This is a genomic window from Acidovorax sp. LjRoot204, from assembly GCF_056175785.1.
Genome location: NZ_JBGFFF010000146.1, coordinates 1 through 11,158, shown reverse-complemented (window position 1 = coordinate 11,158; position 11,158 = coordinate 1). Strand labels below are relative to the sequence as shown.

Annotated in this window: 9 protein-coding genes and 1 pseudogene; 6 read left to right on the top strand and 4 right to left on the bottom strand. The window is 67.7% G+C overall.

What is annotated here, in order from left to right:
• Positions 1 to 437, top strand: a pseudogene (locus tag AC04MI_RS19970) (hypothetical protein); the annotation flags it as partial.
• 60 nt (positions 438 to 497) lie between these two features.
• Here the strand turns inward: AC04MI_RS19970 and AC04MI_RS19965 are convergent.
• Positions 498 to 1,052 (bottom strand): adenine phosphoribosyltransferase, encoded by a 555-nt coding sequence (locus AC04MI_RS19965; RefSeq protein WP_043565825.1) that lies wholly within the window; start codon positions 1,050 to 1,052, stop codon positions 498 to 500.
• Positions 1,053 to 1,274: 222 nt separating this feature from the next.
• Here AC04MI_RS19965 and AC04MI_RS19960 point away from each other — a divergent pair, with 222 nt between their 5' ends.
• Positions 1,275 to 4,328, top strand: coding sequence for a bifunctional diguanylate cyclase/phosphodiesterase (locus AC04MI_RS19960; protein ID WP_436076682.1), 3,054 nt, complete (start codon positions 1,275 to 1,277; stop codon positions 4,326 to 4,328).
• Positions 4,329 to 4,442: 114 nt separating this feature from the next.
• Here AC04MI_RS19960 and AC04MI_RS19955 read toward each other — a convergent pair whose 3' ends face one another.
• A complete protein-coding gene (locus AC04MI_RS19955) occupies positions 4,443 to 6,428 on the bottom strand; it encodes a monovalent cation:proton antiporter family protein (protein WP_056056799.1) in 1,986 nt (661 codons plus the stop codon).
• A 213-nt stretch (positions 6,429 to 6,641) separates the two neighbouring features.
• On the opposite strand from AC04MI_RS19955, the gene AC04MI_RS19950 reads away from it, so the two are divergent.
• Genes AC04MI_RS19950 through AC04MI_RS19935 form a run of 4 tightly spaced genes read left to right on the top strand, consistent with a single transcriptional unit; the run spans position 6,642 to position 9,656 of the window.
• On the top strand, positions 6,642 to 7,643 hold the full coding sequence (locus tag AC04MI_RS19950) for a KpsF/GutQ family sugar-phosphate isomerase (protein WP_056056797.1): 1,002 nt from the start codon (positions 6,642 to 6,644) through the stop codon (positions 7,641 to 7,643).
• Positions 7,644 to 7,645: 2 nt separating this feature from the next.
• Complete coding sequence (locus AC04MI_RS19945) at positions 7,646 to 8,215, top strand: KdsC family phosphatase (protein ID WP_436076683.1); 570 nt, start codon at positions 7,646 to 7,648, stop codon at positions 8,213 to 8,215.
• The gene (gene lptC, locus AC04MI_RS19940) at positions 8,212 to 8,832 is read left to right on the top strand and encodes an LPS export ABC transporter periplasmic protein LptC (protein ID WP_056056794.1); all 621 of its coding nucleotides are present in this window, start codon (positions 8,212 to 8,214) and stop codon (positions 8,830 to 8,832) included. Before AC04MI_RS19945 ends, lptC begins: the two co-directional genes overlap by 4 nt.
• A 41-nt stretch (positions 8,833 to 8,873) precedes the next feature.
• Positions 8,874 to 9,656, top strand: a complete 783-nt coding sequence (locus tag AC04MI_RS19935; protein ID WP_476498508.1) for an SDR family oxidoreductase — start codon at positions 8,874 to 8,876, stop codon at positions 9,654 to 9,656.
• A 118-nt stretch (positions 9,657 to 9,774) separates the two neighbouring features.
• Here AC04MI_RS19935 and AC04MI_RS19930 read toward each other — a convergent pair whose 3' ends face one another.
• Together AC04MI_RS19930 and AC04MI_RS19925 are read right to left on the bottom strand one after the other, a co-directional pair.
• A complete protein-coding gene (locus tag AC04MI_RS19930) occupies positions 9,775 to 10,329 on the bottom strand; it encodes an RNA recognition motif domain-containing protein (RefSeq protein ID WP_056742615.1) in 555 nt (184 codons plus the stop codon).
• Between the two features lie 273 nt (positions 10,330 to 10,602).
• On the bottom strand, positions 10,603 to 10,986 hold the full coding sequence (locus tag AC04MI_RS19925; protein WP_056056787.1) for an RNA recognition motif domain-containing protein: 384 nt from the start codon (positions 10,984 to 10,986) through the stop codon (positions 10,603 to 10,605).
• Positions 10,987 to 11,158 lie beyond the last annotated feature (172 nt).

Genomic DNA, 11,158 nt, shown 5'->3' with positions numbered 1-11,158 from the left:
CAGCGGCCCCGGCACCCCTGGCCCCGTCGCCTGCACCGCTGGCGGGCGCACGCCCCGCCGCGGCTGCCGCGGCACCTGTTTCCCCTGCTCCTTTGGCGCCCGCTGCGGCCCCGCTGGCTGCGCGCCGCCCGCTCGGTGCGGTGTCGGCCCCCGCGCCCCTCGTGTCTGCACCCGCACCGCTGGCTGCCACGCGGCCTGCCTCTTCTGCCCGGTTCGAACCCATCGAGGCCGACGAGGTGGCCGCGTTCAAGCGCGCGCTGGCCAACGCCGCAGGGTCATCGGCGGCCACGGCTGCCGCCGCCAAGCCAGGCGTGCCGGTGCGCTCCGGTCCGCTGCTGCCACCGTCCCAGCCGACAGGGTTTGAGGACACCGAAATGCCCGGTGCCGACGGTCCCGCTCCCGACCTCAGCAGCACGCAGTACGGCGAACTCAACTGATCCAGGGGTCGTGTAGTGCACGCCCACAGGGGGCTGTGCACCCATGCCATGGCCCTCGGGTCAGTGGCCTGCAAAGTCCACCAGGGTGTACAGCGGCAGGCCGGCATCGCGCAGGCGCTGCGATCCGCCCAGCTCGGGCAAATCGACAATGGCGGCGCCTTCGGTGACGGTGGCCCCCAGTTTTTCCAACAGCTTCTTGCCGGCCATCATGGTGCCGCCGGTGGCGATCAGGTCGTCGATCAGCAGCACGCGGTCGCCGGCCTTCACGGCGTCGGTGTGCAGCTCCACGGTGGCGCTGCCGTATTCGAGTTCGTAGGTTTCCTCTACCGTGGTGAAGGGCAACTTGCCTTTCTTGCGGATGGGCACGAAGCCTACGTTCAGCTCGTAGGCCACCACGGCGCCCAGGATGAAGCCCCGCGCATCCAGGCCCGCCACCACGTCGGGGCGCAGCGCCTTGTCCATGTAGCGGTGCACGAAGGCATCGATCAGCACACGGAACACTTTCGGGTCCTGCAGCAGTGGCGTGATGTCGCGGAACTGCACGCCAGGCGCGGGCCAGTCGGGGACGGTGCGGATGTGCTGGCGAAGGTACTGGTTGACGCTGAGGGGCTGCATGGGCGGGTGGGGAGTGATGACGCGGGGGAGGCCCGGGCAGGGCCAATGCCTGGGTGTGCGCCAGGGGTTGGCCAGTGGCGCGAGGCACGGAAAGTGCGTGAGTGTAAACAGCCCGGCGGTCCCCGCGCGCGCCTGCACCAGACGCCATAATGTGTTTCACTGGCGTTACAAACTCGCGCCGCCTGCGGCGGGCGGTGCCCCAACCCCCACGACGATCGGCCCATGCCCATCTCCGTCCTGCTGATCGAGAGTGATCACCCCCACGCACAGGCCGTGGCGGGGGCGCTGGCCGACCCCTGGTCGGGCTGGCGCGTGGACGTGGTGGAGTCCATCACCGAGGCGCGCGACCACCTGCTGCGCCACCGGCCCGACATCGTGCTGGCGGCCCAGCGCACCATGGACGGATCGGCCTTTGACCTGCTGCAGCTGCTCGATGGCGTTCCGGCCATCATCATCGTGCGCATGGGGGCGGAGACCCACGCGGCGCAGGCCATGCGCCACGGCTTTGACGACTTCACCGTGCAGGACCCGGCGCTGGACTACCTGCTCACCCTGCCCGCGCAGATCGAAGCCGTGCTGGAGCGCACCTCCAGCGCCCGTGCCCGCCGCGCGGCCGAGGCCATGCTGGCGCGCCAGCACCGGCTGCTGCAGGCCATCTCGCGGGCCCAGGGCATGTTCATTGCCAGCTCGGGCCCTCGGGCGGCGTTCGAGGCGCTGCTGGGCGAGTTGATGACGCTGACCCAGAGCGCGTTCGGCCTCGTGGGCCAGGTGCAGCGGGCCGATGACGGGCACCCTTACCTGCGCGTGCACGCGATGACCGACATCAGCTGGGACGAGGCCTCGCGCCAGCGCTATGCCCAGCATGCTGAGGATGGCATGGTGTTCGACAACCTGCACTCGCTGGTGGGCGCTGCGCTGGTGACGGGCGAGCCGGTCCTCAGCAACGACGCCAACCACGATGCCCGCAGCGCGGGCACGCCGTCCGGCCACCCCACGCTGCGCACCTACTTGGGCCTGCCCATCCATGCGGCGGGCGAGCTGGTGGCCATGGTGGGGCTGGCCAACCGCAGCGGCGGCTACACCAACGCCGACGTGCAGTTTCTGCAGCCCTTGCTGAACACCATTGGCCAACTGGAGACCGCCCGCCGCGCCGAGCTGGCCCGCAGCCATGTGGAGGCCGAACTGGCCCGCACCAGCGCCCTGCTGGCCGAGAAGACCCGAGCCCTCGAAGGCACCCTGGACAACATCTCGCAGGGCATCACCAATGTGGACGCCGAGGGCCGCATCCGCGTCTACAACCAGCGTTACCTGGAGCTGCTGGACCTGCCCGAGTCCCTGCTGGCCACGCAGCCGCTGGTGGAAGAGGTGGTGCGCTTTCAGACCGAGCGGGGCGACTTCGGGCCCGAGTTCCAGCTCATCGAGCCCATGGCCCGCAACTACGTGGCGTCGGAATACGCAGCGCATGGCGGCCGCCTGACCATGCCGCAGAGCTACGTGCGGCGCACCCGGCAGGGCCGCTACATCGAGGTGCGCACCCGTGCCCTGGAGCCCGGCGGGCGCGTGCGCACGTTCACCGATGTCACCGACTACCTGAGCACGCTGGAGGCCCTGCGCCAGAGCGAGGCGCGCTGGCGCAGCCTGACGGACCTGTCGTCCGACTGGTACTGGGAGCAGGACGACCAGTTTCGTTTTGTGCGGCTGGACGGCAACCCGTACCACACGGAGGGCGTGCCCGATGAGATGCACTACGGCCTGACCCGCTGGGAGTTGCCCGACACCTTCGTCAACGAAGGGCAATGGCGCGAGCACCGCGAGCAGCTGGAGGCGCACCAGGTCTTTCACGACTTTGAGATGCAGCGCCTGTCCCAGGACGGCAAGCCCGTGTGGGTGTCGATCAGTGGCGAGCCCATCTTTGACGAAGAGGGCCGCTTTACCGGCTACCGGGGCGTGGCGCGCGACATCACCGAGCGCAAGCTGGCCGAGGCCGAGATCCAGCGCCTGGCGTTCTACGACGAACTCACCGGCCTGCCCAACCGCCGGCTGCTGATGGACCGGCTGGAGCGCGCGGTGGCCACCACCCAGCGCGACGGCCGCCATGGCGCCCTGCTGTTCCTCGACCTGGACAACTTCAAGGGCATCAACGACACCATGGGCCACGAGTGGGGCGACCGCCTGCTGGTGCAGGTGGCCGCGCGCATCGGGGCCAGCGTGCGGGCCACCGACACCGTGGCGCGGCTGGGTGGCGATGAGTTTGTGGTCGTGGTGCAGGGCCTGCACGGCCATGAGGTCGAAGCCGCGGCCGAGGCCGAGGCCGTGGCCCAGAAGGTGTTGCTGGCGCTGAACCAGCCCTATGTCGTGGATGGCTGCGACATGCACAGCACCCCCAGCATCGGCATTGCGCTGTTCCAGGACGCGCAGCAGCCCGTGCAAGAGCTGCTCAAGCGCGCCGACCTGGCCATGTACCAGGCCAAGGCGCAGGGGCGCAACACCCTGTGCTTTTTCGACCCCGCCATGCAGGCTGCCGCGTCGGCGCGTTCGGCGCTGGAGGGCGACATCCGCCAGGGCCTGGCGCGCAACGAGTTCCTGCTGCACTACCAGCCGGTGGTGGACGCCAGCGGCCACCTGCTGGGGGCCGAGGCGCTGGTGCGCTGGCAACACCCGCAGCGCGGCATGGTCTCGCCCGCCGATTTCATCCCGCTGGCCGAGCAGACGGGGCTCATCCTGCCCCTGGGGCGCCAGGTGCTGGCCCTGGCCTGCCGCCAGCTGGCCCAGTGGGCCACCGCCCCGGCGAAAGCCGCGTGGACGCTGGCCGTGAACGTGAGTGCCCAGGAGTTCCGCCAGCCCGATTTTGTGGAGCAGGTGCTGGCAGCGCTGCGCGATGCGGCCGCCAACCCGCGCCTGCTCAAGCTCGAACTCACCGAAAGCCTGCTGCTGCACGATGTGGAGGACAGCATCCTCAAGATGCAGGCGCTGCGCACGTTGGGGGTGGGTTTTTCGCTCGACGACTTTGGCACCGGGTACTCATCGCTCAGCTACCTCAAACGCCTGCCGCTGGACCAGCTCAAAATCGACCAGAGCTTTGTGCGCGACGTGCTCACCGACCCCAACGACGCCACCATCGCCTGCACCATCATCACGCTGGCCCGCAGCCTGGGCCTGGACGTGGTGGCCGAGGGCGTGGAAACCGAAGGGCAGCGCAGCTTCCTGCTGCGCAACGGCTGCCGCCAGTTCCAGGGCTACCTGTTCGGGCGACCTGGGCCTGAAGAGCTGCTGTAGTTTGCTATTAAATGTGTAGCTGTCAGCGCATATTGCACTAGCGCTACAGGCCGATTTCATCCAAATGGGGTGCCCAACCACCCGCTGAGCTGCCAGTGGCGGGCCGTGGGCCAGTCAGCCTTTCAGCAGCTTGTCTTCCGCCAGCGCCAGCGCGGCCGGATGGCCCGACAGCACCAGCGTGTCGCCTTCGGCCAGCAGGGCCTCGTCCACTGCCGCGCTCACATGGCCATTGCCGCGCCGCAGGTTGACCACGCGCACGCCCATGGCGGGCAGGGCCAGCTGGCCCAGGCTGCGGCCCAGGGCGGTGGAGCCCGGGGGCAGGTTGATGGTGGACAGGCGCTCCTGGTCGCGTTCGTTCACCGTGTCGTCGTCTGCGCCATGGAAGTAGCCGCGCAGCAGGTTGTAGCGCGCATCGCGCTGGTCCTGCACCAGCCGCAGCACGCGGCGCATGGGCACGCCCACCAGSGCCAGGGCRTGGCTSGCGAGCATSAGCGAGCCYTCGATGGCCTCGGGCACCACCTCGGTCGCRCCGGCCTCCTGCAGCTTGTCCAGGTACAGGTCGTCCTGCGTGCGCACCACCACCGGCACCTGTGGCGCGTGCGACCGGGCATTGGCCAGCACCTTCAGCGCGGCGGGCACATCGATGTAGGTCACGGCCACGGCGCTGGCGCGCACCAGGCCCGCCGCCATCAGCGCCTGCAGACGGGTGGCGTCGCCATACACCACCGAGTCGCCCGCCGCCGCTGCCTGGCGCACGCGGTCCGGGTCCAGGTCCAGCGCCATGTAGGGGATGCCCTCGTGCTCCAGCATGCGCGCCAGGTTCTGCCCGCAGCGGCCGTAGCCGCAGATGATCACGTGCTTGCTGGTGTTGATGGACTTGCGCGCAATCGATGTCATCTGCAGCGACTGCTGCAGCCAGTCACTGGCCACCAGCTTCATCACGATGCGGTTGCTGTACATGATGAGGAACGGCGTGGCCAGCATCGACAGCACCATGGCCGCGAGGATGGGGTTCATCAGCGCTGGCTGCACCAGCCCGTTGTTCTGCGTGAGCGACAGCAGCACAAAGCCGAACTCGCCAGCCTGCGCCAGGTACAGCCCGGTGCGCAGCGCCACACCGGTGGTCGCGCCCATGCCCCGAGCCAGCACCAGGATGATCCCCAGCTTGAGCACCAGCGGCACCGTGAGCAGCATCAACACCAGCGCCCAGCGGTCCACCAGGATGTGCCAGTCCAGCATCATGCCGATGGTGATGAAGAACAGGCCCAGCAGCACRTCGTGAAAGGGCCGGATGTCCGTGCCCACCTGGTGGCGGTACTCGGTCTCGGACACCAGCACGCCCGCAATGAAGGCGCCCAGCGCCAGGCTCAGGCCCGCCAGCTCGGTCAGCCAGGCCAGGCCCAGCGTGATCAGCAGCAGGTTCAGCATGAAAAGCTCGTCGCTCTTGCGCCGCGCGACCAGCGTGAGCCACCAGCGCATCAGCCGCTGGCCGCCCGTGAGCAGCAGGCCCACCAGCACCGTGGCCTTGATCAGTGCCCAGCCCAGCGAGGTCAGCAGCTGGTCGGGCGACGACCCCAGCGCCGGGATCAGCACCAGCAGCGGCACCACCGCCAGGTCCTGGAACAGCAGGATGCCCATCACCCGCCGGCCGTGTTCACTCTCCAGCTCGGCCCGCTCGGCCATCAGCTTGACCACAATCGCCGTGCTGCTCATGGCCATCACGCCTGACAGCGCCAGCGCCGTCTGCCAGCCCATGTCCCACACCCCACCCGCCCAGCGCGACAACGCCAGTGCCATGCCGGACACGACCGCCATCGTCAGCACCACCTGCATCAGCCCCAGGCCAAACACCTGCTTGCGCATGGCACGCAGCTTGGGCAGGCTGAACTCCAGCCCGATGGCGAACATCAGGAACACCACGCCAAACTCGCCCAGGTGGCGCACCCCTTCGGAGTTTTGCGCCAGTGCCAGCGCGTGCGGGCCAATGAGCACCCCGGCGGCCAGGTAGCCCAGCATGGGCGGCAGCTTGAGGCTGCGGCAGGTCACCACGCCCAGCACCGCGGCCAGCAGGTAAAGCAGTGTGAGGGCGAGTGAAGACATGGGTTCGATGCTATCCGAGGCTTGCGTTGTGTAACACAGGATTCAAGCAAGCCATTGGCCGGGGCTGCAGGCCGCTGCTGCCTCCCTGTTTGTGCAAGTCTGGCAAGCCTTGTGGGCCGGGCAAGGGCCTTTCTACCCGGATGCACGGACCGTGCCAGTGGACTTGGCCCATGCGACGGCCCGGCAGGCATGCCCGGTCGATAGAATCCTTGCATGACTCCCGCCCCCGCCGCGCTGCCCCCTTTTGATGCCGACCAGGCCCTGCGCCTGGCCCGCGAGACCTTCCACATTGAGGTGGAGGCCCTGAATGGCCTGGCGGCCCGCGTGGATGGTGTGTTTGCCCAGGCGGTGTTGATGGTGCTGCAGGCCCGGGGCCGCGTGGTGGTGATGGGCATGGGCAAAAGTGGCCACGTGGGGCGCAAGATCGCCGCCACACTGGCCTCCACCGGCACCCCCGCGTTTTTTGTGCACCCTGCCGAGGCCAGCCACGGCGACCTGGGCATGGTCACCGGCGACGATCTGGTGCTGGCCATCTCCAACAGCGGCGAAAGTGGCGAACTCACGGCCATCCTGCCCGTGCTGCGGCGCCTGGGCGCGCCCATGATCGCCATGACGGGCGGCCTGCAGTCCACCCTGGCGCGTTATGCCGACCTGGTGCTCGACTGCAGCGTGGCGCGCGAAGCCTGCCCGCTGAACCTGGCCCCCACCGCCAGCACCACGGCCCAGCTGGCCATGGGCGACGCGCTGGCTGTGGCCCTGCTGGACGCCCGGGGCTTCCGCCCCGAAGACTTTGCCCGCTCGCACCCTGGCGGCGCGCTGGGCCGTAAACTGCTCACTCATGTGAGCGACGTGATGCGCTCGGGCACCGAGGTGCCGCGCGTGGCCCCCGATGCCTCGTTCAGCGACCTCATGCGCGAGATGAGCGCTAAGGGCCTGGGCGCCTCGGCCATTGTCGATGCCGACGGGCAGCTGTTGGGCATTTTCACCGACGGCGACCTGCGCCGCCGCATCGAGGCCGGGGCGGACCTGCGGTCCACCACCGCAGCCCAGGTCATGCACGCCAACCCGCGCCGCATTGCCCCCGACGCCCTGGCCGTGGACGCCGCCGAAATGATGGAAGCCCACGCCATCACCAGCGTGCTGGTGGTGGACGCAGCGGGCGCCCTGGTGGGCGTGGTGCACATCGGCGATCTGATGCGGGCGAAGGTGATCTGACGATGGCGCTGGTTCCTCAGACCTCTCCCTCTCCTGCCCTGCAGATTGACCCTGAGCTGCTGCTGCGCGCCCAGGGCGTGCGCGTGGCCTTTTTCGACGTGGACGGTGTGCTCACCGACGGCGGCCTGTACTTCAGCGAAACGGGCGAGACCATCAAACGGTTCAACACCCTCGACGGCCACGGCCTCAAGCTGCTGCAAAAGGCAGGCATCACCCCCGCCGTGATCACCGGTCGCGACTCTGCCCCATTGCGCGTGCGCCTCAAGGCCTTGGGCGTGGAGCACGCCGTGTTTGGCACCGAAGACAAGCGCCCCGCCGCGGAGCAGATTCTGGCCACCCTGGGCCTGACCTGGGCGCAGGCGGCTGCCATGGGCGACGACTGGCCCGACCTSCCCGTGATGCGCCGCAGCGCCTTTGCCTGCGCGCCCGCAAACGCCCAGACCGAGGTGCGCCACGCGGCCCACTTCGTCACCCAGGCGCGCGGGGGCGACGGTGCGGCGCGCGAGCTGTGCGACCTGCTGCTGGTGGCCACGGGCCGCTATGCGGCGCTGCTGGCGGACTACACCGCATGATCCGCGTGATCCGCCAGGGCTGGGACCAGCTCTCGATCTACCTGCCCGTGGTGCTGATGGGCCTGCTGGCCCTGGGCACCTGGTGGCTGGTGCGCAACGCGCCCATGCCCCAGCTGCCAGCGATTGACCGGCCCGTGCAGCACCAGCCGGACTATTTCATGAAGTCCTTTTCGGTGAAGACATTCGATGCCACGGGCCGCCTGCAGAGCGAGGTGCAGGGTGACGAGGCGCGCCATTACCCCGACACCGACACGCTGGAGATCGATCAGGTCCGCATGCGTTCGGTCAGCCTCGATGGCCGGGTCACCGTGGCCACGGCCAACCGGGCCCTGAGCAACGCCGATGGCTCCGAAGTGCAGTTGTTCGGCAACGCCATCGTCAAGCGTGAACCGCTGCCCGCCAAGCCCGGGGCGGCAGCGCAGCCCCCCATGGAGTTCCGTGGTGAGTTTCTGCATGCCTTCACCAACACCGAGCGGGTGCGCTCTGATCAGCCGGTCACGCTCACCCGTGGCAACGACCGCTTCACCGCCGACAGCATGGATTACGACAACCTCGACCAGGTGTTGCAACTGCGCGGGCGCGTGCGCGGCATGATCCTGCCGGGCACCACGCGGTAGCCTCCACCTATCCTGCCTAGCCGCCCACTGTCGGAATGCACATGACCACTCCCCTTGTCTTCATCACCGGCGCATCCAGTGGCATCGGCCAAGCGCTGGCCCAGCGCTACCACCAAGCGGGGTTTCGCCTGGCTCTGGTGGCGCGGCGCACTTCCGAAGTCAAAACATGGGCAAGTGCACAAGGAATAAGCCCTGAAAGCTATGAAATTTATAGTGCTGATGTGTCGGTGACTGACAGCATCGTGGCTGCAGGGCGCGATTGCATCGCACGCCAGGGTGTGCCGGATGTGGTGATYGCCAAYGCCGGCATCAGCGTGGGCATSGACACMGCGGWGCGSGASGAYATCGASGTSATGGCCCGSACCTTYGCCACCAACAACRTCGGCMTGRYGGCCACCTTCCAGCCGTTTGTAGACGCCATGGTGCAGCGCGGCAGCGGCACCCTGGTGGGCATCGGCAGCGTGGCCGGCATCCGGGGGCTGCCCGGCCATGGCGCCTACTGCGCCAGCAAGGCGGCTGTCATCAGCTACTGCGAAAGCCTGCGGGGTGAATTGCGCCCCCACGGCGTGCGCGTGGTGACGGTGTCGCCGGGCTACATCGATACCCCCCTCACGCAACAGAACCGCTACAGCATGCCGTTTTTGATGCAGCCCGCCGATTTTGCCGACCAGGCGTTCCGCACCATTCAGGCGGGCGTGAGCTACCGGGTCATCCCCTGGCAAATGGGCGTGGTCGCCAAGCTGCTGCGCATGCTGCCGAACCCATTGTTTGACAAGGTGCTAGCGGGCCGCCCGCGCAAGCGCCGCCAGAGCGAAATGCAGTAGGGGCGGGATTGCACAAGGCGCCCCAAGGCGCCGTGGGCGATGGAGATTGCTATCTCGACGTGCAGCTGCCATGAAAAAGGGCCCTGAAGGGCCCTTGTGACAGAAAAACGGGTGTGGTTCAGTAGCCGCCGTTGCCGCCGCCACCGTAGCCACCACCGCCGCCATTGCGGCCGCCGCCACCACCGTTGCGCGAACCCGAGCCGTACGGGCTGCGGAAGCCACCTTCGCTGCGGCCACCGCCGCCATAGCCCCCGCCACCACCTTCGCGGCCGCCGCCGTATCCACCGCCGCCGCCCTCGCGGCCACCACCATAGCCACCGCCGCCTTCACGGCCGCCGCCATATCCGCCACCACCGCTGCGACCGCCGCCGTAGCCGCCGCCACCACCACCGCCGCCGAAACCACCGCTACGGGGTGGGCGTGGTTCCATGGGGCGGGCTTCGTTCACCACGATGCTGCGGCCGCCGAGGGGTTGGCCGTTCATGCCGTTGATAGCGGCCTGGGCTTCTGCGTCGCTGCCCATCTCCACAAAGCCAAAGCCTTTGGAGCGACCCGTGTCGCGCTCCATCATGACCTTGGCGCTGGTCACGGCACCGAACTGGCCAAAGGCCTGTTCCAGATCACCGTCGCGCACCGAGTAAGGCAGGTTGCCGACGTACAGTTTGTTGCCCATCGAGGGACTCCTCAAAAACACATGGATAAAGCGATGGAGTCCCCAAAACGCAGCCAGCTAATCTCAATGACGCTCTCAGCGCGAAACTGACGGATCACCGCAAACTTGAAATGCGGGCCAAACCCGCCAGACCATTATGCGCCACACTTTTGGGGAAAAAGCAAGGGGCTTTGCGCGCTGTGGCGTCCGTGCCGCGCCAGAACGCAAAAAGGAGCCCGAAGGCTCCTTTTTTTTTGCCGTCGGCAGGCCCTGAGGACTGCCGATAAGGACTTTTTAGTAGCTGCTACGGCCACCGCCGTAACCACCACCGCCGCCRCCGCCGTAGCCGCCGCCACCGCTACGGCCACCGCCGTAACCGCCGCCGCCGCCATTGCCGCCACCGAAGCCACCACTACGGGGAGCGCGGGGCTCCATGGGGCGGGCTTCGTTGACCACGAGGTCACGGCCACCGAAGTTTTGACCATGCACGCCTTGGATGGCGGCTTGGGCTTCAGCATCGCTGCCCATTTCGACAAAGCCGAAACCCTTGGAGCGGCCGGTGTCACGTTCCATCATGACCTTGGCGCTGCCAACCGAGCCGTACTGGCTGAAGGTCTGCTGCAGATCTTCGTCGCGGAAAGAGTAGGGCAGGTTGCCCACGTAAAGTTTGTTGCCCATGAAGGACTCCTGAAAAAACACAAAAACGCGATGGAGCCCGACGCAATCAACAAACCTGTGACGACTTCAAAGACGCGAAACTGACCATTCACCGCTAAGCTAACTGCCCTTCTGCAAGCAGAAAAGCGAATCCATTATTAATCACTTTATGGGGCCCGTGGGGTTTTATTTC

Coding starts and splice junctions, on each gene's coding strand:
- AC04MI_RS19965 (WP_043565825.1), bottom strand. CDS start 1,052: ATGCAGCCCCTCAGCGTCAACCAGTACCTTCGCCAGCACATCCGCACC.
- AC04MI_RS19960 (WP_436076682.1), top strand. CDS start 1,275: ATGCCCATCTCCGTCCTGCTGATCGAGAGTGATCACCCCCACGCACAG.
- AC04MI_RS19950 (WP_056056797.1), top strand. CDS start 6,642: ATGACTCCCGCCCCCGCCGCGCTGCCCCCTTTTGATGCCGACCAGGCC.
- lptC (WP_056056794.1), top strand. CDS start 8,212: ATGATCCGCGTGATCCGCCAGGGCTGGGACCAGCTCTCGATCTACCTG.
- AC04MI_RS19930 (WP_056742615.1), bottom strand. CDS start 10,329: ATGGGCAACAAACTGTACGTCGGCAACCTGCCTTACTCGGTGCGCGAC.